Annotated in this window: 27 protein-coding genes and 1 other RNA gene; 18 read left to right on the top strand and 10 right to left on the bottom strand. The window is 66.8% G+C overall.

Going from position 1 to position 23,916, the window contains the following annotated elements; translation table 11 throughout:
• Window positions 1-296 precede the first annotated feature (296 nt).
• A complete protein-coding gene (locus tag LGM89_RS18035) occupies window positions 297-1,592 on the top strand; it encodes an MFS transporter (protein WP_089495251.1) in 1,296 nt (431 codons plus the stop codon).
• Between the two features lie 84 nt (window positions 1,593-1,676).
• Here LGM89_RS18035 and LGM89_RS18030 read toward each other — a convergent pair whose 3' ends face one another.
• On the bottom strand, window positions 1,677-3,518 hold the full coding sequence (locus LGM89_RS18030) for a tetratricopeptide repeat protein (protein WP_413227472.1): 1,842 nt from the start codon (window positions 3,516-3,518) through the stop codon (window positions 1,677-1,679).
• 130 nt (window positions 3,519-3,648) lie between these two features.
• Here LGM89_RS18030 and LGM89_RS18025 point away from each other — a divergent pair, with 130 nt between their 5' ends.
• Window positions 3,649-5,292: an FAD-dependent monooxygenase gene (locus LGM89_RS18025; protein ID WP_226273557.1), complete on the top strand. Its 1,644-nt coding sequence runs from the start codon at window positions 3,649-3,651 to the stop codon at window positions 5,290-5,292.
• Window positions 5,293-5,300: 8 nt separating this feature from the next.
• Here LGM89_RS18025 and LGM89_RS18020 read toward each other — a convergent pair whose 3' ends face one another.
• From LGM89_RS18020 to LGM89_RS18005, 4 genes are read right to left on the bottom strand one after another with little or no spacing between them, the layout of a single operon-like run.
• Window positions 5,301-5,552, bottom strand: coding sequence for a formate dehydrogenase subunit delta (locus LGM89_RS18020; protein WP_047850534.1), 252 nt, complete (start codon window positions 5,550-5,552; stop codon window positions 5,301-5,303).
• Window positions 5,553-5,559: 7 nt separating this feature from the next.
• Window positions 5,560-8,511: a formate dehydrogenase subunit alpha gene (gene fdhF, locus LGM89_RS18015; protein WP_089494311.1), complete on the bottom strand. Its 2,952-nt coding sequence runs from the start codon at window positions 8,509-8,511 to the stop codon at window positions 5,560-5,562.
• A 17-nt stretch (window positions 8,512-8,528) separates the two neighbouring features.
• Entirely contained in the window at window positions 8,529-10,106 is a 1,578-nt protein-coding gene (locus LGM89_RS18010; protein ID WP_089494312.1) for a formate dehydrogenase beta subunit, read from the bottom strand.
• A complete protein-coding gene (locus LGM89_RS18005) occupies window positions 10,103-10,603 on the bottom strand; it encodes an NAD(P)H-dependent oxidoreductase subunit E (RefSeq protein WP_089494313.1) in 501 nt (166 codons plus the stop codon). Before LGM89_RS18005 ends, LGM89_RS18010 begins: the two co-directional genes overlap by 4 nt.
• A gap of 131 nt (window positions 10,604-10,734) precedes the next feature.
• Here LGM89_RS18005 and LGM89_RS18000 point away from each other — a divergent pair, with 131 nt between their 5' ends.
• The 16 genes from LGM89_RS18000 to LGM89_RS17925 all read left to right on the top strand — a co-directional run bounded on the left by LGM89_RS18000 (window position 10,735) and on the right by LGM89_RS17925 (window position 20,852).
• Window positions 10,735-11,841 (top strand): substrate-binding domain-containing protein, encoded by a 1,107-nt coding sequence (locus LGM89_RS18000; protein WP_226273556.1) that lies wholly within the window; start codon window positions 10,735-10,737, stop codon window positions 11,839-11,841.
• Window positions 11,842-11,942: 101 nt separating this feature from the next.
• Window positions 11,943-12,212: a hypothetical protein gene (locus LGM89_RS17995; protein WP_089494314.1), complete on the top strand. Its 270-nt coding sequence runs from the start codon at window positions 11,943-11,945 to the stop codon at window positions 12,210-12,212.
• A gap of 280 nt (window positions 12,213-12,492) precedes the next feature.
• On the top strand, window positions 12,493-12,846 hold the full coding sequence (locus tag LGM89_RS17990; protein ID WP_069247423.1) for a DUF4148 domain-containing protein: 354 nt from the start codon (window positions 12,493-12,495) through the stop codon (window positions 12,844-12,846).
• A 608-nt stretch (window positions 12,847-13,454) separates the two neighbouring features.
• Window positions 13,455-14,180: a hypothetical protein gene (locus tag LGM89_RS17985; protein ID WP_226273555.1), complete on the top strand. Its 726-nt coding sequence runs from the start codon at window positions 13,455-13,457 to the stop codon at window positions 14,178-14,180.
• Window positions 14,181-14,481: 301 nt separating this feature from the next.
• Window positions 14,482-14,649: a hypothetical protein gene (locus tag LGM89_RS17980; RefSeq protein ID WP_226273554.1), complete on the top strand. Its 168-nt coding sequence runs from the start codon at window positions 14,482-14,484 to the stop codon at window positions 14,647-14,649.
• On the top strand, window positions 14,646-15,008 hold the full coding sequence (locus LGM89_RS17975; RefSeq protein WP_226273553.1) for a hypothetical protein: 363 nt from the start codon (window positions 14,646-14,648) through the stop codon (window positions 15,006-15,008). Before LGM89_RS17980 ends, LGM89_RS17975 begins: the two co-directional genes overlap by 4 nt.
• Before the next feature lie 92 nt (window positions 15,009-15,100).
• Window positions 15,101-15,658, top strand: a complete 558-nt coding sequence (locus tag LGM89_RS17970) for a hypothetical protein (protein WP_226273552.1) — start codon at window positions 15,101-15,103, stop codon at window positions 15,656-15,658.
• Between the two features lie 123 nt (window positions 15,659-15,781).
• Entirely contained in the window at window positions 15,782-15,997 is a 216-nt protein-coding gene (locus LGM89_RS17965) for a helix-turn-helix transcriptional regulator (RefSeq protein WP_226273551.1), read from the top strand.
• A gap of 8 nt (window positions 15,998-16,005) precedes the next feature.
• A complete protein-coding gene (locus LGM89_RS17960; protein WP_226273550.1) occupies window positions 16,006-16,281 on the top strand; it encodes a hypothetical protein in 276 nt (91 codons plus the stop codon).
• A complete protein-coding gene (locus tag LGM89_RS17955; RefSeq protein WP_226273549.1) occupies window positions 16,278-17,084 on the top strand; it encodes a hypothetical protein in 807 nt (268 codons plus the stop codon). Before LGM89_RS17960 ends, LGM89_RS17955 begins: the two co-directional genes overlap by 4 nt.
• 5 nt (window positions 17,085-17,089) lie before the next feature.
• Window positions 17,090-17,599, top strand: coding sequence for a histidine ammonia-lyase (locus tag LGM89_RS17950; protein ID WP_226273548.1), 510 nt, complete (start codon window positions 17,090-17,092; stop codon window positions 17,597-17,599).
• Window positions 17,599-18,564: an AAA family ATPase gene (locus LGM89_RS17945; protein WP_226273547.1), complete on the top strand. Its 966-nt coding sequence runs from the start codon at window positions 17,599-17,601 to the stop codon at window positions 18,562-18,564. Before LGM89_RS17950 ends, LGM89_RS17945 begins: the two co-directional genes overlap by 1 nt.
• 2 nt (window positions 18,565-18,566) lie before the next feature.
• Window positions 18,567-19,592, top strand: coding sequence for a phosphoadenosine phosphosulfate reductase family protein (locus LGM89_RS17940; protein ID WP_226273546.1), 1,026 nt, complete (start codon window positions 18,567-18,569; stop codon window positions 19,590-19,592).
• Complete coding sequence (locus LGM89_RS17935) at window positions 19,589-19,939, top strand: hypothetical protein (RefSeq protein WP_226273545.1); 351 nt, start codon at window positions 19,589-19,591, stop codon at window positions 19,937-19,939. Before LGM89_RS17940 ends, LGM89_RS17935 begins: the two co-directional genes overlap by 4 nt.
• A gap of 94 nt (window positions 19,940-20,033) precedes the next feature.
• Entirely contained in the window at window positions 20,034-20,336 is a 303-nt protein-coding gene (locus LGM89_RS17930) for an excisionase (RefSeq protein ID WP_226273544.1), read from the top strand.
• A gap of 18 nt (window positions 20,337-20,354) precedes the next feature.
• Window positions 20,355-20,852, top strand: a complete 498-nt coding sequence (locus LGM89_RS17925; protein WP_226273543.1) for a hypothetical protein — start codon at window positions 20,355-20,357, stop codon at window positions 20,850-20,852.
• A gap of 4 nt (window positions 20,853-20,856) precedes the next feature.
• On the opposite strand, the gene LGM89_RS17920 is transcribed toward LGM89_RS17925, so the two are convergent.
• The 5 genes from LGM89_RS17920 to gph form a co-directional block, all read right to left on the bottom strand.
• Complete coding sequence (locus LGM89_RS17920) at window positions 20,857-21,045, bottom strand: hypothetical protein (RefSeq protein ID WP_226273542.1); 189 nt, start codon at window positions 21,043-21,045, stop codon at window positions 20,857-20,859.
• 54 nt (window positions 21,046-21,099) lie between these two features.
• The gene (locus tag LGM89_RS17915) at window positions 21,100-21,369 is read right to left on the bottom strand and encodes a hypothetical protein (protein WP_226273541.1); all 270 of its coding nucleotides are present in this window, start codon (window positions 21,367-21,369) and stop codon (window positions 21,100-21,102) included.
• Window positions 21,370-21,389: 20 nt separating this feature from the next.
• A complete protein-coding gene (locus LGM89_RS17910) occupies window positions 21,390-22,631 on the bottom strand; it encodes a tyrosine-type recombinase/integrase (protein WP_226273540.1) in 1,242 nt (413 codons plus the stop codon).
• 176 nt (window positions 22,632-22,807) lie between these two features.
• Window positions 22,808-23,177, bottom strand: a transfer-messenger RNA (tmRNA) gene (gene ssrA / locus LGM89_RS17905).
• Between the two features lie 17 nt (window positions 23,178-23,194).
• Entirely contained in the window at window positions 23,195-23,911 is a 717-nt protein-coding gene (gene gph, locus LGM89_RS17900; protein WP_089494329.1) for a phosphoglycolate phosphatase, read from the bottom strand.
• Window positions 23,912-23,916 lie beyond the last annotated feature (5 nt).

Here is a 23,916-nt window from a genome sequence, read left to right as displayed (position 1 = left end):
GTCGCAAATCGAGACATTGTCGTCAGCCAGCGAAGGCCGGTCGATCAGATCAATCTGATTTTTGCTGCCGTTTCGGGACGACTTGTACGAGGAGAACGCCGCGGCCGCACCGGCAGGGGCGACACAAGGCAAATGTCGGGTTGGCGTGGCATGATGCGCGAACCATGCCGGTGCGCGCGTCGTTGCGCGGTGCGCCGCCGGCGGGCAGCGATGCCCGTGCGCGCCGGCCCGGCGCCGCGTGCGTCGTCGGATCCATGCGGCGCGGATTCGCGCCATCCGAGCTGAGCGAGAAAAACATGTCCACAGCGTCACACGCCATCGCGCAGGAATCGAAAGTCCGCACCGTGTTCCGAGTCGTCAGCGGCAACTTCCTGGAAATGTACGACTTCATGGTCTACGGCTATTACGCGTCGGCCATCGCGAAAACCTACTTTCCGAGCGGCAATGCATTCGCGTCGCTGATGCTGTCGCTGTCGGTGTTCGGCGCGGGCTTCCTGATGCGGCCGGTCGGCGCAATCGTGCTCGGCGCGTACATCGACCATCACGGCCGCCGCAAGGGGCTGATCCTGACGCTCGGGCTGATGGCGATCGGCACGCTCGCGGTGGCCGCGATACCCGGCTATGCGACGATCGGCGTGCTCGCGCCGGTGCTCGTATTGCTCGGTCGGCTGCTGCAGGGTTTCTCGGCCGGCGTCGAACTCGGCGGCGTGTCGGTCTACCTGTCGGAGATCGCGACGAAGGGGCACAAGGGGTTCTATACGTCGTGGCAGTCGGGCAGCCAGCAGGTGGCCGTCGTGTTCGCCGCGCTCGTCGGCGTGCTGCTGAACCGCGCACTGCCGGCCGAGGAGATGACCGCGTGGGGCTGGCGCATTCCGTTCCTGATCGGCTGCCTGATCGTGCCGTTCCTGTTCCTGATCCGTCGTTCGCTGAAGGAGACCGACGAGTTCCTCGCGAAGCGTCATCGTCCGACGATGGGCGAGATCATGCGTTCGATGCTCGACAACTGGGGCGTCGTGGTGGCGGGCATGGGGATGGTGATCATGACGACGGTGTCGTTCTACATGATCACCGCCTATACGCCGACGTTCGGCAAGGAAGTGCTGCACCTGTCGTCGCTCGATGCACTCGTCGTGACCGTCTGCGTGGGGATCTCCAATCTCGTGTGGCTGCCGCTGTCCGGTGCGTTGTCCGACCGCGTCGGTCGCCGCCCGGTGCTGATCGCGTTCACGGTGCTGACGCTGCTGACGGCTTACCCGGCCGTGCTGTGGCTCGTCGGCGATCCGTCGTTCCTGCGGCTGCTCGCGGTCGAGCTGTGGCTGTCGTTCCTGTACGCGTCGTACAACGGGGCGATGGTCGTCGCGCTGACCGAAGTGATGCCGGCCGACGTGCGCACGGCCGGTTTCTCGCTTGCATACAGCCTGGCGACGACGATCGGCGGCTTTACGCCCGCGATCTCGACGCTGCTGATTCATCAGACCGGGAACAAGGCGGCGCCGGGGTTGTGGCTGAGCGTTGCCGCGATTTGCGGGCTGATCGCGACACTCGTGCTGTATCGCACGACCGAGGCGCGCAACCAGTACAAGGCGGCCTGACCGGCAGCGGTATGACGCGCGGCGCCGGCCGCACACCATGCAATGAAAAAGGGAGCGCGGCGCGCTCCCTTTTTTCGTCTGCGTTCAGGCTTCGCGCAGCATGCCGGCGACCGCGGCCGCCACGTCGTGCCATTCGCCCGGCGCGGGCTGGCGGGCGAGTCTGGCCTGCGGATACCACGGGCAGTCGTCGCCGGTGAACCAGCGCCAGTCGGGCGCGAACGGCAGCATCACCCACAGCGGCTTGCCGAGCGCGCCGGCCAGGTGCGCGACCGCCGTATCGATCGTGACGACGCCGTCGAGCCGATCGATCAGCGCGGCCGTGTCGGCAAAGTCGTTCAGCCGGCCGTCGAGCCGATGCACGCGCGGATGCGCGTCGACGCGCGCGCGTTCGTCGTCGTCGAGTGCGGGCTGCAGCACGATCCAGTCGATGTCCGGCAGCGCCAGCAGCGGTGCGAGCGCGTCGAACGGCATCGAACGGTTTTCCTGCGCCTGCCGGCGCCCCGACCATGCCAGGCCGAACTTGCGCTTCGATTGCCCGCCGAGCGAGCCGCGAAAGCGCCGGCCGGCGCCGTCGGGCGCGTCGAGGTAGCGCGCGCCCGCGACGATCTCCTCCTTCGTTTGAAGCCCGAGCAGGAACGGCAGGCTCATCAGCGTGCACGCGACATCCGCGGCAGGCGGTTTTGCCGCGCCCAGCGCGACGAGCGTCACGCGCCAGCGCGCCGCGGCCGGCGCCAGCAGCGTAACCAGTTCCGGCTGGACTTCGAGCACGACGCGCGCGCAGCGTGCGCGGGCGAGCGGCACGAAACGGACGAACTGCAGCGTGTCGCCGAAGCCCTGTTCCGCGCGGATCAGCAGCGTGCGCGACGCAATCGGCTCGCCTTGCCAGCGGGGCAGCGTGCCGAGCGGCGTCGCGCCGGGCGTGTCGTGGCGCGCTTCGTAGGCGGGCAGGCCGCGCGTGAAGTCGCCGAGCGTCAGCAGCGTGACCGCGCGGTGCAGCCGTGCCAGCGTGAGATCGGGCGCGACGCGCAGTGCCTGGTCGAAAGCGCGCAGCGCCATCTCGTGCGCACCGAGCGCGTGATGGGCGTTGCCGAGATTCAGCCAGGCCAGGCTGAACGACGGATCGAGCCCGACGGCACGCTCGTAGTAGGGCAGCGCGTCGCGGTGGCGGGCCTGCGCGCTCAGGGCGTTCGCGAGCCCGAACAGCGCGAGCGGAAACGACGGATGCAGCGCGAGCGCGGCCTCGAACGCGGCGGCCGCCTCCGCATGTCGGCCGACCGCATCGAACGTGTTGCCGAGATTGAAATGGGCGGCGACGAAGCGCGGCTGCGCGGCGATCGCGGCCTGGAAATGCGCGATTGCGTCGTCGGCACGGCCCATCGCGTTCAGCGCCATCGCGAGGTTGTTGTGCGCGCCCGCATGCCCGGGCCGCAGCTCGAGCGCACGATGGAACGCGGCGAGCGCATCGTCGTGGCGGCCGAGCGCGTTCAGCGCGTTGCCGAGATTGTTGTGGATCGAGGCATCGTCGGGCGTGAGCCGCAGCGCGCGGCCGAATGCGTCGATCGCATCGTCGTGGCGCTGCAGCGCCGCATACGCGTTGCCGAGGTTGTAGTGCGCGAGCGGAAATTCGGGCGCGAGCGTCAGCGCGTTGCGAAAGCGGTCGACTGCTTCGTCGAGCCGGCCGAGCGCCTTCAGCGCGTTGCCGAGATTGAGCTGCAGCGCGGCATCGCCCGGCCGCAGCGCGACGGCGCGGCCGACGAGATCGGCTGCCTCGGCATGCTGGCCCTGCTGGTGCCGCAGCACGCCGAATAGATGCAGCGCGTCGGCGTCGGCGGGATTGGAGGCGAGCGCGTTGCGATAGCCGTGCTCGGCCTCGGCGAGGCGGCCCGCGCGGTGTGCGGCATACGCCCGGTCGAATGCGGAATCCATAACGCGAAAACTGACGGAAAGCGGGTATTTTCCCACACCGCGCGGCGGTGCCGCGCGTCGGCCGATCGGCATATGGCCCCGTCACGCGGAGCAGCGTAGACTTGCAGGATCGCGTGTCATCGAGGTTCTCATGGCTGACACACTGCCCGATATCCCGCCCGTGCTGATCGTCGGTGCGGGGCCGACCGGCCTTGCCGCGGCGATGAGCCTCGCGCGAGCCCGAGTGCCGGTGCGCATCATCGATCGGCTCGCCGCGGCCGCGCCGTATTCGCGCGCGATCGGCATCCAGGCGCGCACGCTCGAACTGCTGGAGCAGCATCGCGCGGTCGAACCATTTCTCGCGCTCGGTCATCGTGCCCATGCGGCCGCGCTGCATGCCGACGGCCGCGTGATCGCGCGGCTCGATTTCGATCCGTTGCAAACGCGCTATCCGTACCTGCTGTTTCTCGACCAGACCGTCACCGAGCGCCTGCTTGCCGAACATCTGGCCCGGCTCGGCGTGACGGTCGAGCGCGGTGCGACGCTGACCGCGTGCGAGGCGGGCGGTGCGTCGCTCGACGTGTCGATCCGCTGCGCCGACGGCCGCGACGAATCATTCGCGCCGTCGTACCTGATCGCCGCCGACGGCGCGCACAGCACGGTCCGGCATCTGCTCGGCCTGGGCTTCGCCGGGCATGCGTTCGAGCAGACCTTCCTGCTCGCCGATTTCGCGGCGATACCCGACTGGCCGGACGAAGAGATCCACCTGTTCACGACATCCGAAGGCATCGCCGGCCTGTTTCCGATGGGCGGCGGCCGTTACCGGCTCGTGGCCGACCGGCCGCCCGGCAGCGACGCGTCGCCCGATGCGCCGACCCCGTCGCTCGCGGAATGCGACGCGATCGTGCGTGCCCGAGCCGGCGCGTCGATCTCGCCGAGCGATCTCGCGTGGTCGGCGTATTTTCATCTGCACAGCCGGATGGTCGACCGGCTGCGTCACGGCCGCGTGTTCTTCGCGGGCGACGCCGCGCACGTCCACAGCCCGGCCGGCGCGCAGGGCATGAACACCGGCATCCAGGAAGCGTTCAATCTCGGCTGGAAGCTCGCGCGCGTGCTCGGCGCGGGCACGCCTGAGCGGTTGCTCGACACGTATCACGCGGAGCGTCATCCGATCGAGCGCGACGTGTTGCGGCAGACCGGTTTCGTCACGCAGATCGTTGAAGCCGAGCGCGGCGCGATGAAGCTGCTGCGCGATCACGTCGTGCCGGTGCTGGCGTCGTTCGGGCCGATGCGCGACGCGGTGCGGCGCACGGTCAGCGAGCTCGGCGTGCAGTACCGGAAGAGCCCGCTGACGCTCGAGCGCGTGCTCGATGGCGGGCCGCGCGCAGGCGAGCGGGCCCCCGACGCGCGCGTGCGGGTGCTCGACGGGCCGCTCGGTCAGGCGCCCGGAACGGCGCGGCTATACGATCTGCACGATCCGGCGAGCTTCACGTTGCTGCTGCTGGAAGAGCCGGTGAATGCCGACACCGGCGCGGTGCCGCCGATGCCGACCGACGCGCAGGCGCTCGTGCAGGGGCTCGACCGGATCATGCCGGATGCGGTGCGCGTCTGGCGCGTCACCGATGCCGACGGCGGCGATGCCGGGCTCGCGCAGGAATACGGCCGCTCGCGGCCGTCGTTTTACCTGCTGCGGCCGGATGGTTACGTCGCCGTGCGCGGGCGCACGGCGACCGACGCGAACGCGCTGCTGCGCCATTGCGAAAGCTGGTTCGCGGGCATGTCGCGGTCCGCGTAGCGGTGCCGTCAGGCGCTCGCCGCGGCGGGTACGAGCGACGCGCGGTGAACGGCGATCGCGTCGCGCACGATCGGTGCCGCACGTTGCCCGGCCTCGCTCGACGGATCGTCGAGCGCCGCGAGCAATGCGCGACGCATCCGCGGTTCCCAGAAGCGCCGGATATGGTCGGCGATGCCGGTCAGCGCTTCGTCCCGATCGGGCATCGATTCGAAGAATGCGCCGATCTGGTTGGCCATGTCGATCAGGTGTCCGTTGTCCATCGCTTCCTCACTTGCCTGTCGTCACGCCGGCGGTCGCGGCGGCGCGGCGCTCGAGCAGGTCGAGCTGCTCCGCGTTGAAGCGCGCATACGCTTGCTGCCAGTCGGACGGCTGCGCGACGGGCAGCACCTGCACGGCCGTCACCTTGTACTCCGGGCAGTTCGTCGCCCAGTCCGAGCTGTCCGTCGTGATCACGTTCGCGCCCGATTCCGGGAAGTGGAACGTCGTATAAACGACACCCGGTTGCATGCGTTCGGTCACGAGCGCGCGCAGCACCGTCTGCCCCGCACGCGATTCGATGCCCACCCAGTCGCCGCTGCGGATACCGCGATCCTGCGCGTCGTGCGGATGGATCTCGAGGCGATCCTCTTCGTGCCACCGCACGTTCTCGGTGCGGCGCGTCTGCGCGCCGACGTTGTACTGCGACAGGATGCGGCCCGTCGTCAGGATCAGCGGATAGCGTTGCGTGACCTTCTCCGGCGACGCGATGAACTGCGTGATCACGAACTTGCCCTTGCCGCGCACGAATGCGTCGATGTGCATCGTCGGCGTGCCTTCCGGCGCGTGCTCGTTGCACGGCCACTGAATGCTGCCGAGCGTGTCGAGCTTCGCGTACGACACACCCGAGAAGGTCGGCGTGAGCCGTGCGATCTCGTCCATGATTTCCGACGGATGCGCATAGTCCATCTCGTAGCCGAGCGCGCGCGACAGCATCAGCGTGACTTCCCAGTCCGCGTAGCCCGCGAGCGGCGGCATCACCTTGCGCACGCGCGAGATGCGGCGCTCCGCGTTCGTGAACGTGCCGTCCTTCTCGAGGAACGACGAGCCGGGCAGCAGCACGTGCGCGTATTTCGCGGTCTCGTTCAGGAAGATGTCCTGCACGACGATGCATTCCATTGCCGACAGCGCGGCCGCGACGTGCTGCGTATTCGGGTCCGACTGGACGATGTCCTCGCCCTGGCAGTAAAGCCCCTTGAAGCTGCCGTCGAGCGCCGCGTCGAACATGTTCGGGATGCGCAGCCCCGGTTCCGGTTGCAGCTTCGCCGACCACGCCGCTTCGAACTGCGTGCGCACGACTTCGTCGCCGATGTGTCGGTAGCCGGGCAGTTCGTGCGGAAACGAGCCCATGTCGCATGAGCCCTGCACGTTGTTCTGGCCGCGCAGCGGATTGACGCCGACGCCCTCGCGGCCGATGTTGCCGGTCGCCATCGCGAGGTTCGCGATGCCCATCACCGTCGTCGAGCCCTGCGCGTGTTCGGTCACGCCCAGGCCGTAATAGATCGCGGCATTACCGCCCGTCGCATAGAGGCGCGCGGCTTCGCGTACCAGGTCGGCCGGCACGCCCGTCACGTCGGCGCTCGCCTCGGGCGAGTTGTCGGCTCGCGAGACGAACTCGCGCCATTGCTCGAATGCGCGCGTGTCGCAGCGCTCGGCGACAAATGCGTCGGCGACGAGCCCTTCGGTGACGATCACGTGCGCGAGCGCATTGACGATCGCGACGTTGGTGCCGGGGCGCAGTTGCAGGTGGTGCGTGGCCTTTACATGCGGGCCGTCGACGACGTCGATGCGGCGCGGGTCGATCACGATCAGCTTCGCGCCTTCACGTACGCGCCGCTTCAGCCGGGAGCCGAACACCGGATGGCCGTCGGTCGGGTTCGCGCCCATCACGACGATCACGTCGGCCTGGCCGACCGATGCGAACGTCTGCGTGCCGGCCGATTCGCCGAGCGTCGTCTTGAGGCCATAGCCCGTCGGCGAGTGGCACACGCGTGCGCAGGTGTCGACGTTGTTGTTGCCGAACGCGGCGCGCACCAGCTTCTGCACGAGGTAGGTTTCCTCGTTCGTGCAGCGCGACGACGTGATGCCGCCGATGGAATCGCGGCCGTACTTGTCCTGCAGCTTACGGAATTGCGTTGCCGCGTAGGTGAGCGCTTCGTCCCAGCTGACTTCGCGCCACGGGTCGGTGATCTTCTCGCGGATCATCGGCTTCGTGATGCGATCCTTGTGCGTCGCATAGCCCCACGCGAAGCGTCCTTTCACGCATGCGTGACCTTCGTTCGCGAGGCCGTTCTTGTGCGGCGTCATGCGCACGACCTGCGTGCCTTTCATCTCGGCCTTGAACGAGCAGCCGACGCCGCAGTACGCGCAGGTCGTGACGACCGAGTGTTCGGCCTGCCCGAGTTGCACGACCGATTTTTCCTGCAGCGTGGCGGTCGGGCAGGCGGCGACGCACGCGCCGCACGACACGCATTCCGACGCCATGAACGATTCGCTTTCGCCGGCCGCGACGCGCGATTCGAAGCCGCGTGCGGCGATCGTCAGCGCGAACGTGCCCTGCGTTTCCTCGCAGGCGCGCACGCAGCGGTTGCAGACGATGCACTTCGACGGGTCGTACGTGAAGTACGGATTCGATTCGTCCTTCTTGTCGCGCAGGTGATTCGCACCGTCGAAGCCGTAACGCACCTCGCGCAGCCCGACGACGCCGGCCATGTCCTGCAGCTCGCAGTCGCCGTTGGCGGGGCAGGTGAGGCAGTCGAGCGGATGGTCGGAGATGTACAGCTCCATCACGTTGCGACGCAGCGACTGCAGCCGGTCCGACTGCGTGCGCACCTTCATGCCCGCTTCCGCAGGTGTCGTGCACGACGCCGGATAACCGCGCCGGCCTTCGATTTCGACGAGGCACAGCCGGCACGAGCCGAACGGTTCGAGCGAATCGGTCGCGCAGAGCTTCGGGACGTTGACGCCGGCTTCGATCGCCGCACGCATCACCGACGTGCCGGCCGGCACCGTGACCGGCTGGCCGTCGATTTCGAGCGTGACGTCGGTATCGGCATGCCGTTGCGGCGTGCCGTAGTCGGTATCGTCGAACGGATCGAGGGCACGCGCCTGCGCAGCGCGCTTGCACGCGCATTGGCCTGAGCCGCAGCCGCCTTGGCGGACGTTGTTCGTGTCGAGGGACATGCAGGGCTCCTTCTGGGTCAGGCCGCAGCCTTGACCGGACCCGACGCGGCATGTTTGCCGGCAGCGAGCCCGAAATCTTCGGGGAAATGGTCGAGCGCGGACAGCACCGGGTAGGGTGTCATGCCGCCCATGGCGCACAGCGAACCGGCCAGCATCGTGTCGCACAGGTCGCGCAGCAGCGTGACCTGCCGCTCCGACGTATCGCCGTGGCGAATGCGTGCGATGGTCTCGACGCCGCGCGTCGAACCGATCCGGCACGGCGTGCACTTGCCGCACGACTCGATCGCACAGAACTTCATCGCGTATTCGGCGAGCTCGGCGAGGTTCGACGTGTCGTCGTGCAGCACGATGCCGCCGTGGCCGACCACCGCGCCAATCGCCGTATACGCTTCGTAGTCGAGCGGCACGTCCCACTGCTGGTCGGGCAGGTAGGTGCCGAGCGGGCCGCCCACCTGCGCGGCACGTGCGGGCCGGCCGCTGGCCGTGCCGCCGCCGAAGTCGAACAGCAACTCGCGCAGCGTGACCCCGAACGCGAGTTCGACGAGGCCGCCGTGGCGGATGTTGCCGGCGAGCTGGAACGGCAGCGTGCCGCGCGAGCGGCCCATCCCGTAATCGCGATAGAACGCGGCGCCGCGCGCGAAGATCACGGGCGCGGTCGCGAGCGTGATCACGTTGTTGATGACGGTCGGCTGGCCGTACAGGCCGGCGAGCGCGGGCAGCGGCGGTTTCGCGCGCACGACGCCGCGCTTGCCTTCGAGCGATTCGAGCAGCGCCGTTTCCTCGCCGCACACGTACGAGCCCGCGCCTTTCGCGACATGCAGCTCGAACGCGTGCGCGGAGCCGAGCACGTGCTCGCCGAGCCAGCCGGCTTCGCGTGCGCGGACGATCGCGGCTTCGAGCGTGGCGATTGCGTGCGGGTATTCGCTGCGCACGTAGATGTAGCCGACCGTCGCACCGGTCGCGACGCCCGCGATGATCATCCCTTCGATCAGGCAGTACGGGTCGCATTCCATGAGCAGGCGGTCGGAGAAGGTGCCCGAATCGCCTTCGTCCGCATTGCAGACGATGTATTTCTGCGTGGCGCGTGCTTGCCGGACCGTGCGCCACTTGATGCCGGCCGGGAACGCTGCGCCTCCGCGGCCGCGCAGCCCCGATTCGATCAATGTTTCGCACGCGGCATCGCCGTCGAGCGCGAGCGCGTTCTTCAGGCCGGCGAGGCCTTCGTATCGCAGGTAGTCGTCGATCGACAGCGGGTCGGTCAGGCCGATGCGGGCGAACGTGAGGCGTTGCTGGCGCGCGAGATAGGGCAGTGCGTCGACGAGGCCGACGCCGCTCGGATGCGTGCCGCCTTCGAGCCAGTTTGCGTCGAACAGGGCCGGCACGTCGGCGGGCGACAGGTTCGCATAGCCGACGCGGCCGGCGGCCGTGCCGACCTCGACGAGCGGCTCGAGCCACAGCAGCCCGCGCGAACCGTTGCGGACCAGTTCGATGGCGATGCCGCGGCGTACGGCTTCCGCCTCGATCGCGGCGGCGAGCGCGTCGGCGCCGAGCGCCAGCGCGGACGAATCGCGCGGGACATAGACGCGGGTCGTCATGCGGCCTCCGGGGTGCGGGTGACGGCGTCGGCAAGCAGCGCGTCGAATTTCTCCGGCGTGACCTTGGCATGCAGCACGCCATTGACCGTCAGCGACGGCGACTGCGCACACAGTCCGAGGCAGTAGACCGATTCGAGTGCGACGTCACCGGGGGCATGCGCATCGGCGGCATCGCCGTGCGCCGTGTCGAACCGGCAACCCGTGCGGGCTTCCGCATGCGCGGCCAGCGCTTCGCAGCCCATGCTGCGGCACGCTTCGGCGCGGCACATCTGGATCGTCACGCGGGCGGGCGGCGCGGTGCGGAAGTGGTGGTAGTAGGTCAGGACGCCGTGCACTTCCGCGCGAGACAGGTTGAGTGCGCGGGCGAGCGGCGCGACGCAGCCTGGCGGCACGTAACCTGCGTCGTCCTGGATCGCGTGCAGGATCGCCACGAGCGACCGGCCGGCGCGCGCATGGCGCTCGACGAGCGCGTCGGGCGCTTGGGAATTCGGGGACATCGGTTGTGCTCCTCCAAAGTCTCATATGCGCTCGAGGTTCATATAGTGCGCATCGCGACTTCGTTCAGATTGATTTTGACCAACGATAAGCGGAAGATTTGGCGGTCGCAATAGGAAATCGGAGTGCATAATTGATTCGCATCGAATGCGACGCGTATCTGACCGTGCGCGACACGGAAGGCCGTGCGGCCAGCCTGTCGGATGTCGCGCCGTTGCTCGAACTCGTGGCCGACACGGGCAGCATTGCGCAGGCCGCGCAAGCGAAAGGGCTGTCTTATCGGCACGCGTGGGGCATGCTGCGCGCGCTCGAGGCGTGCATCGGCGGGGAACTGATCGAAACCGCGCGCGGCAAGGGCTCGACGCTGTCGGCGCTCGGGCAGGCCGTCGTCGATGCGCAGCGCCTCGCGCGCAGCCGGCTCGACGGGAACCTGCGCGCGCTGGCCGCCGAAGTGGCGAGCGACCTGAACCGGCGGCTCGCGCAGCGCGACGGCGCCGTGCGTATCCATGCGTCGCACGGCTACGCAGTCGCGACGCTCGTCTCCGCGCTGGTCGATGCGCAGGCGGCTGTCGACATCAAGTATCGCGAGAGCGTCGAGGCCGTGCAGGCGCTTGCCCGCGGCGAGTGCGACCTGGCCGGCTTCCATCTGCCGCGCGGCGCGTTTCGCGCGCAGTGCGCGCAGATCTACCGGCCGTGGCTCGACGACACGCGCCATGTGCTGATCCACCTGACACGGCGCCAGCAGGGGCTATTCATTCCGCGCGGCAACCCGAAGCAGGTTCGCGGGCTCGCGGATCTCGCGCGCAATGACATCCGCTTCGTCAACCGCCAGCCGGGGTCGGGCACGCGCATGTTGCTGGATCTCGCGCTGCGCGCGATCGGCATCGATCCCGAGCGCATCGACGGCTACGCATCGGCCGAGCTCACGCATTCGGCGATCGCGGCGTTCGTCGCGAGCGGGATGGCCGATCTCGGCTTCGGCGTCGAACCGGCCGCCCATCATTTCGGGCTCGATTTCATCCCGGTCGTCGACGAAGACTATTACTTCGCATGTGAGCGCGCGCGGCTCGATGCGCGGCCGCTTGCCGGCGTGCTGGCGCTGCTGCGCGATGCGCGCTTCGTCGAGCGCGTCGCGCATCTCGACGGCTACGATCCGGCTGCGTGTGGAACGCTGACGAGCATCGCGTCGGGGCTGGCCGGCGGCGACGGCGCGAGCGTGCCGGCGGGCAATGCCCGGTAACGCGGACGCAATCGAACCGCGATGCAGCAGCAGGGGATTTACGCTACGCTTGCCGCTTGACCAATGTTCCAACAAGTACGCCGTTCAAGCGTCATCCCGCCATGAAATTTTCCGTTCCCCTCGCCGCGGCAGTGTTGACCGCGGGGCTGCTGGCCGCTGTTTCGCCGTTTGCGCTCGCGCAGAATTCGCCCGGTGTGCCTGGCGGTATCCTGAGCGAACAGTTTCGCCTGAACGAGCATCCGCAGATGCCGTTCGCAGCGTCCGCGCCGTCGCAGAAATACCAGAGCGGCAAGAAGTCGGCCTTGCGCCGCAAGGGTGACCTGGGGGACCCCAACGGCTGCAATCTGAAGTGTCCGATGGATAGCCGGTAACCTGGCTGACGGGCGCGTCCGAACGAGGGGCCCGCCCGCAGCACCGATTCGACGGGCGGGGCTTTTGCTTTCCGTCGAATCGTCATGCGATTCGATGCCGGACGATGAAGGGGAGGTGCATTGCCGGCCCGGCCGGTGATTTAGGGTTAACCCGTAAATCAGGAAGGATGTCTTCCAGAAACCTGCCTTATTCTTAAGCATCCGCCTACATAAACTTCGGATTGTCAGCGATGAACAAGGTGTTCACCGCGAACACAGACAAATCTGGAGGTAGGTCATCATGAAATCGCTCGTTCAAGCTGTTGTCGTTGCTGCCGCTCTCGTTGCCCCGGTCGTGTCGTTCGCCCAGTCGGGTTCGACGATCACCCGCGCGCAGGTTCGTGCCGAACTGGTCCAGCTGCAGCAGGCTGGTTACAACTCCGCTCGCGGTGAAGATCCGCACTACCCGGAAGCGATCCAGGCTGCCACGGCGCGTGTTGCAGAGCAGCAGCGCGCTGCGCTGGCGCAAGCGCAAGGCGCCGACGCCAGCGGTTACGGCGCACAGGCACAGGGCGCATCGGCATCGGGTTCGCGTGCGATGGGCGTGCGTCCGGCCACCGCTGAAGAAATGAAATCGCTGTATCGCGGCAGCTAAACCGTGTATTGCCCGGTGTGCGTGAATGCCGGGTGCGACGACGCGTCGCGCCTGGAGCCGCAGCACCCGGGCGGGCCGCTGCCTGGCGCGATCGATGAGTGCGCGGGCACGGCAGGCTATCCGTCACCTCCTGTCGCCGGAAGTCCGGTGGCATTCCGCCCGGCCCACCCGTGGCTGGGCGCTTTTTCGGAAGGAGAGGGCGAGTGCGTTTCGCCGGCAACAAAAAACCCCGCAGACTTGCGTCATGCGGGGTTCGTGCGGCGAGCGCGGAATATGGTGGGGCGGCGTCACTCAAATTGTGGCGTGGAAGCCACGACAGTAAAGGGTGAGGTGCGCTTCGAAAGAAAAGATGCCCCCAAAGTTGCCCCCGAACTATCTCCGCTACCCCTGCTTCACCACTCGTTTTCTCGTGGATTCGCGTCGATCGTCAGAAGCACTGCTACTCATCTTGTAGTGACGACACGTTGATCTTTCAGACGAATGATTTAGCATCGCGCGATGCACTCCAGATCGAGTACCGGGCGCCGCGCCCGGCTATCGCTGCCGAGGAATTGCTGCGCTGCCGATACAGGCACGGGTAACGCGTCCCTAGCCGACTGGGAGGGCCGTTGAACAGGGCCTTCGCATTCTTCCAGCGCGTCACGAGCCTGATTCGCAAGCAGCTCGAGCGAATCGCCTGGTCTTCGGAGGGGGATCACTCCGTTGACGACCTGACGAGCGAAACCTGGCTGATCGTGGACGAGCTCCACGCGGATCCTGATGCAACTCCTGACCCGGATGACGAAAATCTGCGCGACATGATCGTTGCCCGGCTGCAGCGCCAGTTCGGGAAATTCGTCAATCGGAAGGAGCGGTTCGCGTTACGAATCGACCGAGACGATATCGACGACAATGGAGACCTTCTGCCCAGTGCTGTCGGCGCGCGACTTTCAGCCCCAGAAAAGTACGAGCCGCTCGTTGCGCTCGAGATACGTGAGGACGCCGCCGCGGCGGCGCGTGCGATCGGCGACCGATTCTCCGAGGCTATCGCATACCTCCGCACGTTCGAGCGGTTCGATGGTGACGCAGTGCGCACGGCGACCTATCTGGCGATCGGGCCGGAGACGCTCAATCGACGAGTGGCGCGTGCGTCACGTATCGAGGAAACGCAGCCGTCGATGTTCGATGGCATCGAGGCGATTCCCGCGGATTTCATGCCATTGGCTGGGCGATGGGCGTCGCCGCCGATGCCGCATCAGTATCGACCGACGTGCGCGGTGGCGTGGCCGCTGCAACTGCAGCTCTTCATCGAATCGGGCAAGCTGTTTTTCTGCCATCGCCGTCGAGCTCAATAGATGGGTTCAATTCCCTCTTGACGCCTCCCAACCGGCGGGGATAGCCTGTATGTGCCGCTGAGACAACAGCGGCCGGGTTTGGCGACCTGACGTGTACAAGGCGCAATGAAGCCGCGCCGTCGTTCGACCCGCGGCTTTTCTATTTGCGCTGCCTTTGCACGCCTTCAATGGGCGGGCCTGGGCGGGGAGACCTTCGGGTCTGCCGGTTACCTTGTACGCCGGTTCGCCAACCCTGCTCAGTGCCCGCTCACCCCGTTTGGCGACGGGACAGTGGGCCTCAACCGTACAAGGAGGCCGCACCATGCGCCAAGCCCTCGCTCGTCCTGAGCAACTGCAATCCCCTCTCGAAATCATTCGCGCCGCCCTTGGCACCGCCGCGCTCGCGCTGACCCATCAGGATGCACTCGACGCCACCGGCGACGCGCTGCGCCGCCTGGCCGAACTCGCTCGCGCGGAGGTGGCGCGATGAGCGGCGAGAACTTCCTCGACTCGCGATTCCCGATCTTCAGCGAACGCGTGTCCGCTGCTGCCGCAGACGATTCTGTCGTCAGGGCCGGCCCGTTGCTGAGCCGTCTTGAGCGCACCTATGCGGTGGTTCGTGGGCTCGAGCAGATTTTCGCGATCGCACGCGCGAACATGGTTCAGGAGTCGTCATACCGGAGCGCCGGGGAGGGCTGCGACGTAGAGCCACCCCTGAAACCGACGACCGTGGAGGCGCTGCTCGCGATGGGCGTGGCCGTGTCGGGCTTGCTCGTGGAGGATATCGGGGAGCTGTCGGACTGGGCCGACGAGCATGCGGTGCGGCCGGCGCGCACGAACGCGGCATAATCGTTCCACCGCGCCTAGCTCGACGGGGCGAAAACCGGGCTCCCTTACCCGGACGGCGCGGCTTCTCTCAAGGGGCTTTGCGTGAGGGCGCAATGGGCGCGGACAGTGGGCGTGATCAGCTCTCGCTCTGGATCGATGCGGCGCGTGATGGCGATATAGAAGCCGCACGTCGTCTTGTCGAGGAGTTTTGTGCGACGGTGCGACAGAATCGAGCGAATGGGGAGCCTGGGGGCACCCCCCTCGTTCCATACACTGCGTTTGATGAGCGGCTGCTCGACTTTCTCGTCGAGAGCTTTCGGGGCGACAGTGGCGTCGTGCTCAGGGCCGCTGTTCAAGGGCGGCGCGGCCGGCCTGCATCCAGCGAAGCGCGCGAAGAATCCCTTGCACGCGGTCAACACGTTCACGAACTCCTCCGCATCGCGAAGCGCGTCCCTGAGTTGCTGCGGCCTCTCGAAGCTTTCACGGTCGAGAAGGCAATCCAGTTCGTGGCCGATGCGCGCACCATTGAAAAGGTCGCTTGGGCCGAAAGCTATGCGCCGAAATTCTCTCCGAAAAGCACAGACGCCGTAAAGAAGGGCTATCAGGCCTGGCTCGCGCTTGTGAGGAGCGCAGAATCCCGGGCAGCGTCCGCCGCGACGGACGGTGAATAGCGTTCCGCGGCCTACTCCGCACGGTATTTAATTCGCAATTTCATACCGTGACCGTCGTTCAGGCGGTCGACATCATGGCTCCCAAGTGCCGGGTTTGTCCGGCACTCCCGACAGGAGCCGAGAATGTCCGATCAGCAGCCCAACCCGCAGACGCTGATGCGTCGCAAGCAAGTCGAAGCCGAAACGAGCCTGGCGCGCAGCACGATCTACGATCGTATGAAGGCCGGCACCTTCCCCAAGGCGATCCGCATCGGCGCCCGCAGCATCGTCTGGCGGCGCGCGGACATCGACGCATGGCTGGCTGACCCGGCCGGTTACCGTGTTCCCGAAAACGCGTGAGGTGCGCCATGACGGCAATCCTTGCGACCCGCGCGCGCCGCGTCGGCGCGATCCAGTTGCGAAGCTGGTCGACGCGCGCCGCCATCCTCTCTGCGGCCGCGCTCGGGCGATCTGTCGATGACCACGCGCGCGAGCTGCGTATCGACGCGCTCGGGCGGCTGATGTGCGCCGCCGGCACGCGTGTGCTGCGGGCTCGCTGCAGCCACCTCATGCGTCAGGAAATCAGGCACCGCAGCGCGGCGCAGATCCGACGCATGGAGGATGCGATGGGGCTCACGGTATGACACGTCCATCGTTCCAGTTCTACCCGGGCGACTGGCAGGCGAACAGCAACTTGCGACGCTGCACCCATGCTGAGAAGGGCGTGTGGATCGACGTGATGTGCCTGCTGCACGACTCGGAGGAATACGGCGTCCTGCGCTGGCCGCTCAAGGAGATCGCGCAGGCGATCGGCGCGCCGCTCCCGACGCTCAGGGCCATCGTCAGCAAGGGCGTGTTGAAGGGCGCCGACAACGGGCAGTCGTGCGCCGCGTGTATCTATGTCCCGCGGTCCGGCCGCCGTGACGGCGATCCGGTGACGCTGGTTGCCGAGCAGGAAGGGCCGATCTGGTACTCGTCCAGGATGGTCAAGGACGAGTACGTGCGCGCGGTTCGTGGCGAGTCGTCGCGCTTCCAGAGCGACGACGACAGCTCGCCGAAGGGCGCACCAAAGCCCCCCTTGGGTGATAGCACCAAAGCTTCACCAAAGCCCCCCTTGGGTGACGGCTCTTCATCTTCATCTTCATCTTCGTCTTCAAAGAAACAAACACAGCGCGCTCCGCGCTTCGATGCGCATGCGCATCTCGTGTCTCTGGGTGTCGACCAGACGATCGCCGCTGACTGGCTGAAGACCCGGAAGGGCAAGAGGCTTGCACCGACGCAGACCTCGCTCGATCGGGTTGCTGCGGAAGCGGCCAAGGCCGGGCTGTCGATGGCTGCCGCGGTCAAGCTGGCCTGCGAGAACGGCTGGGGCGGCTTCAAGGCGGACTGGGTGGCTGACTCATCGCCGCGCACGAATGGGCGCTCCTCCGACAACCCGTTCGCGTGATCGCTATGAGCCTTCCCTATCCCTCCAACGGTGCCGTGCTCGTGTCCATGCGTCGAGCCGGCCGCGTGCCGGAACTGCCGGTGCTGGTGGCGCTCGCTGGGTCGCTCCGCTTCGACAACGTGACGCTCTCGGCCAGCGCCGGCCAGCCCTATGACTGGCGCCCAGTTGCCGCGCTCGACGTCGAGGTATTCGCATCCGCGGACGTGCCGTGGGGCGATCTGCTGCGGACGCTCGCCGACATCGCGGCCGCAGTACCCGACACGCTGGTGATCGCGTTCCGCGAAGGTCCGCGCGTGCACTGCGGCGAGCGGCGCGCAGTGCCCGGCGAGGACTTCGCACTTTTCGACTGGTTTCCGATGCCGATTGCGCCGATGTGCTGGCCGGCATCGCACACGCTGGCGCGCCGCCTGTTCGATGCCTTGGGCGACACGCTCCCGAATCCCTATGACCACGCGTGCGAGCTCGTCGTGCAGCTCGCCGCTGAACGAAACAGAAACGCCAAGGAGGTGACCTGATGGCCCGAACGATTCCCGATTCGATCGACTGGGCGGTCTACGCCAGAGACGAGGATGACGGCCGAGCGGACGTGCGCCGCGCGAGCGAGTTCATGGAGGACTTGGTCACGCACCTGCACAGCCCGAAAGAGGTCGCGTCCGGCACTGCATCACCATGGGCCGGCGTCGGTGACTCCCTCCGCTTCCGCGAGGGCGAGGTAACACTCTGGGGCGGCATCAACGGTCACGGCAAGTCTGCCGTCCTCGGTGAGGTGATGCTGCACGCCATGTCGGCCGGCGACCGCGCATGCATCGCGTCGATGGAAATGCGACCGATCGCGACCATGGAGCGCCTGACGCGCCAGGCTGCTGCAACTGCGAGGCCGGCACCCGAGTTCATCCGAGGCTTCGGTCGGTGGACGAACGATCGGCTGTGGCTGTATGCGCATGTCGGCACGGTCGAGCGCACGCGCATGCTCGCAGTCGCGCGGTATTGCCGCAAGGAGCTTGGCGTGCACCACGTCGTGATCGACAGCCTGCTGAAGTGCGGTATCGCCCCGGACGATTACGCCGGCCAGAAGGCCTTCGTCGACGCGCTGTGCTCTCTGGCGCGGGACACGGGCGTGCATATCCACCTCGTGCACCACATCCGCAAGGGCGAGCGCGAAACCGACATCCCGGACAAGTTCGATATGAAGGGCGCCGGCGAGATCACAGACCTGGTCGACAACGTGCTGATCGTGCATCGGAACAAGGCCAAGGAGGTGCTGCTGCGCAAGGAGACGATCTCTGACGAGAAGCGCGCGGAGGCCGAGCAGCAGGCCGACACCGTGCTGATCTGCGCGAAGCAGCGGCATTTCGCGTGGGAGGGCATCGTGCGCCTCTGGTTCGATGCGGCCAGCCTGCAGTTTCGCGATGTGCGTGCCGGCGGCGCGCGGCATCTTGACTTGGGGGCGGGCGCCTGGAAGCAGGGGTGGACGCGATGACGATGAAGACGATCATGAGCAAGCCGGATCCAGCGTTGATTGCGGGCAACGCAGAGGCATCCCCACCCGTACCTGACGGAGACTCGTCAATACCGATTCTCAGCTCGGCCGCCGCGCTCTCGCTGTTTCGATACGGAGAGAAGTCGCCGTATTGGGACGCGGACATCGATGAGATGCGACGGAAGCTGCTCGCGGCAGGCTCGGTGGGCACCGTTCCCCGCATGGAGTTCCTGGTCGATGCTGCGCGCAAGGAGATCGACCGAGCGATGGCAGCGTGCCGGCGGCCGTGTCTGCAGTTTTCCGGCGGCAAGGACTCGCTCGCCTGCCTGTATCTGCTGCGTCCGTACTGGGATCGGTTGACGGTCATATGGTCGAGCCGTAGCGATGCGTATCCCGAGGCGCGCGAGCTATTCGAGGACGTTCGCAGGAAGGTGCATGACGTCATTGAAGTCGGCGGCGACGCGCAGTGGCGTGCAGCGTCGGCCAATACGTGGCCGGCAGATTGTGTCCCAGCGCGCGCGACCTGGTTCGGCCGAATGGTTGAGCCGACCGATGACGGGTTCGGGCTCGTCAATCGTTACGATTGCTGTCTCGCGAATTTCTGGCAGCCGATGGCTGCCGCCGTCGCTGCGGGCGGCTTCGACCTGGTGATCCGCGGTCAGCGCGATGACGAGGCGAAGCGTGCGCCGTTCGCGTCCGGGGCTTGCGACGGTGATGGGCGCGCCTACGTGTTGCCGATCCAGCATTGGACGAAGGGTGACGTGATCGCCTACCTGCAGGCCGAAGGCATCGAGATCCCGCGGCAATACGGGTACGGCATGGCATCGCTCGATTGCCTGCACTGCACGGCGTATCTGGATGAGAACGGCGGGAAGCTGCGCTACCTCCGCGATTTCCACCCGGAGGTCGCTGTCGAGTACGAGCGCCGCCTGCGGCTGATTCACGACGAGCAAGAGCGGCACATGCGCCTGACGAAGATCGCGCTCGGTGAGCTCGATTCCGTCGACGGCGAAGGGGAGGGGGATTGAGGGCCCGCAAGAACCCGCCGCCATTCACCCTCGAGAACGTGCTGCGCGATCTGGTGCCCGGCCGCGTCTATTCCGCGGAGGCGATTTCCCTCAAGTTCGGGGTGCCCGCCGATGCGGTGCGGCCGGTGATGCTCGGCGCGATCGTGCTCGGCAAGGTCAGAGAGCGGCCGCGGCGGCGCGGCTTTCGTGTGGGCTACTGGATCCCCGAGTGCGAGTCGCCAAGCATCGCCGGCCGCCGTATCTGGCCGCTGGCAAGCCTGCATGGCATCGGTGAGCTGACGGGCTATACCGAGTCGCTCCGGCGGTTCCGCGACCTCTGCATGGCGATTCCGCGGTTTCGATCGTGATCGCGTGGCGGTTGAGCTTCGCTGCGCGCCGCCGGGAACGGGTACCCTGTCGGTCGGCAGTTTGTGATCGCATACCCGCCGACAGGAGACCGCGATGAGAGTGTTTCCGCGATACGTCACCGTCCTGAAATTCTGCGAGTTGACCGGCTATACCGAAGAGGCCGTGAAGTCGAAGCGGCGCGACGGTGTCTGGCTGGCGGGCCAGCTCTGGATCAAGGCGCCAGACGGCCGCATTCTGATGGACCTCGAAGGGTACGAGGCATGGGTGGAATCAGCGCGGGAGCCTGCGCAATCAGCCGCACCCCGCGCGCAGTCACCCCTGCCGTTGAAGGAGCCCGCGACCAGGAACGGGGCCGCGTCGAGCCCACTGCCGCTGGCTGTTCGCGCGAGAAAATGAGCACGCTTGGAGAGTGAATTGAAACTGGACGAGCACAGCAACCTGCTTGGGAAATTGCATGGCAATCTCAGCAGCCTGGAGGCCACGCTACGGCTCTTTCTTTCGCAAGATGCCCGTGCACATGCCGCGCCGCATCAAGGCGACTGGAACCGTGGTATCGGCGAAGAGGTAGACGAGACGCCAATGACGGATTGGCGTTCCCTTGGGCAATTGATCGACGACTTCAATACGATCTCTGTACGCCGAGACCTAGGTATGGTGATTGATCGCGGGATCGTTGCGATTCGAGATGCATTCGCACATGGGCGGATCATGTTGCATGAGGGGGACGCGGACATGCGATTGGTGAAGTTCTCGCGCCCCGTGAGAGGTCGCGTCAAGGTCGAGTTCAACCAGCTCCTCACGGCCGAGTGGATGGACGAACAGAGGCAGCGGGCTCGGGACGCAATGTTCACAGTGTTGAATGCAATCGAAGCGATCGGGGGAAAGGTCGGCCAGCCGTTCGACGATAGCTAACCGCTCACGCTTCTCCGAATCCGCCAATGACCCAGCCGAGTGCCCAGACTCCGGCGGCGGGCACGCCGAAAAAGAGCGCGCCGGCCACGCCCGCGGGCCCGAAAATCCAAGCAGATGCGGCGAAGGCGAAGAGGACGTATCCGACGACCTTCAGGACTGCGCCGAGGCGCGTGAACCCGTTCGATGCTCTCATGTGTTGTCTCCCCGTGCGGTGTTCAATGGCTCTGCGTCGATGCGATGACCGCCACTACGCGCACGCGCGCGCGCGAAGCGCAGTGCGCGGCCGGCCGATGCTCGTGCAGCGTCGATCCAGATCTGCGGCGACGTGGTGTCGCAATGACGATTCTTCCGCCCAAAAAACGCCCTGACGGTGCGGCTGCCGTACCCGTTCTTCCTCGGCGCGTTGCCGATAAACGGCTTCCAGTTCGGGATCGCGTGCGACTTCGAACCAGCGCACGAGGAACCAGAGGACGCCTGCAGTGACGATGCCAGCCAGATACGCCGTGACGATTTCCATGTGGCCTCCGCAGGCGCCCGTCAGCCGGCCGCTGCTCCGATCGGGATGATCTGCGCGCCGGCCTTGAGCCGGTCGAGGTAGTCCGCCCACTTCTGCATCATCTCGCGGCGCTGCTGCAGGTGCGCAGTGCGGTTGTATGCGCGCCCGAGCGGATCCTTGACGGTATGCGCAAGCTGGGCCTCGATGATCGGCGCTGGCACGCCGATCACTTCGTCGAGGATCGTGCGTGCCATCGCGCGGAAGCCGTGCCCGGTCATGGTGTCGCCGTCGTAGCCGAGACGCCGCAGTGCCGCGTTCACTGTGTTGTCGGACATCGGGCGATCCTTCGTGCGCACGCTGGGGAACAGCAAACGTCCGTTGCCGGTGAGCGGCTGCAGTTCGCGCAGGATGGCGACGGCTTGGCCCGGCAGCGGAACGATATGCGCGCCGCCGGCCGCCTTGCCTTGCTTCGTGCGCTTCATCCGGTCGCTGGGAATCTCCCATGTGCCCGCGTCGAGGTCGAATTCGGCCCACTCGGCGGCGCGCAGCTCGCCGGGCCGCTGGAACAGCAGCGGGGCAAGACGCAGTGCGCACGAAACGGGGAGGGTGCCTTGATAGCCGTCGATCGCCCGCAGCAACTCGGCGACCTGTTTCGGGTCCGTGATCGCGGCCATGTGCTCCTGCTGCACCGGCGGCAGCGCGCCACGAAGGTCGGCAGTCACATCGCGGGCGGCGCGGCCGGTCGCGACCGCATAGCGGCACACCTGGCCGATGTTCGCATGGGCGCGATGGGCCGTTTCGAGCGCGCCGCGCTTCTCGACCCGGCGCAGTACGTCGAGCACGTCGGGCGGCGCGAGCTCGGCAATCGCTTTGCCGCCGATCCAAGGGAATGCGTCGACCTCAAGCCGGCGGAGCAGGCGGGCGCCGTGGCTGGCGGACCAGCTCGGCGCGTACTTCGCATGCCATTCCCGGGCGACCGCCTCGAACGAGTTTTCAGTGCTCAACCGTGCGGCTCGCTTCTCGGCCTTCTTGGCCTCGCCGGGATCGGCGCCGCCGTCCAGCAGCGCACGCGCCTTGTCGCGCCGCTCGCGCGCCTCTTTCAGGGGCACATCAGGGTAGACGCCCAGGGAGATGCGCTTTTCCTTGCCCCCGAAGCGGTATTTGAGTCGCCACCACTTGCCCCCGCCGGGGGCAATTTCCAGGTACAGGCCGCCGCCGTCGAACAGACGGATTGGCTTGTCGGCCGGCTTGGCGTTCTTGATCGCGGTATCGGTCAGGGGCATGGGGCACCTCGATGGGGGCAACAGCTGGCGGGCGAACCCCGCATGCCCCCAATCTTGCCCCCACTTGCCCCCGGCTGTCTACGGGCGAATCCGGACCAATTCGGAATGAAAAAACCCGCGAAGCCTTGAGCTATCGCGGGTTTCTGTACTTCCTCGGAACATCACGGAAGAGAATTTGGTGGAGGCGGCGGGAATCGAACCCGCGTCCAGAAGCGCTCCACGACTAGTTCTACATGTTTAGTTCAGTCATTTGATTTAACCGCAGCGACGCGGACGAACACGCTGCACTACGGCGATTCGCTAGGTTTTCGACCCTGGCGTCGCGACGCCGACAGGGCTTAACTGACGTAAATGACCTCTGGCGGTATTGCTACCGGTCTTGCGACACTAGCCCGTCAGTGAACTAGGCAGAGGACGGCGGCCCTTAGGCTGCCAGTGCGAACGTATCGTCGTTTGCAGTTACGATTTTCCCATTGATTAACGAGGTGACGGGTCCTCGACATGCCCTAGCCGCTTCACAACCCCTGTCGAAACCAGGTCGCCCCCGCGGATAAGATCGATCATTATAGCCCAACATCGCGCAGCAGTTCGCGCAGTTGCAGCGTCGTGTCGACGAGATGCTGCGCTTGCCAGTCGGCCGGCGCGGCGCCCTCCCCGCAATAGCCGTACGCCGCCGCGACCGTCGCCATGCCGGCGGCGCTGCCGGCTTGAATGTCGCGCAGGTCGTCGCCGACGTAGACGATGCGCGCAGGCGCGAGCGTCAACTGGTCGGCCGCATGCAGTAGCGGGGCCGGGTGCGGCTTCGGGTGCGGCGTTGTGTCGCCCCCGACGACGCAGGCGGCGCGCCGCGCGAGGCCGAGCAGGTCGACGAGCGGCGCCGTGAGCCGCATGGCCTTGTTCGTGACGATGCCCCAGCGCACGCCGCGCGCGTCGAGTTCGTCGAGCACGTCGTCGATGCCGGGGAACAGCGTCGTATGCACGCATAGATCCGTCGCGTAGTTGGCCAGGAACTCGTCGCGCATCGCTTCATAACCGGGCGTGTGCGGATCGATGCCGAACGCGCCGCCGAGCAGGCCGCGCGCGCCGGCCGAGGCTAGCGGCCGCAACACGTCGAGCGGTGTCTCGGGCAGGTCGCGCACGCGTTGCATCTTGTTGACGGCGGCCGCGAGATCGGGAGCCGTGTCGGCGAGCGTGCCGTCCAGGTCGAACAGCACGGCATCGCAGTGCAGCAGGCGCGGTTCGTCGAGTGCCGCCCGCGCGGTCGAGAGGGGAGTCGTCATGCCGG

The sequence above is a fragment of the Burkholderia sp. AU31624 genome (assembly GCF_020420065.1).
GTDB lineage: Bacteria > Pseudomonadota > Gammaproteobacteria > Burkholderiales > Burkholderiaceae > Burkholderia.
This window is presented reverse-complemented; position numbering and strand designations above follow the sequence as displayed.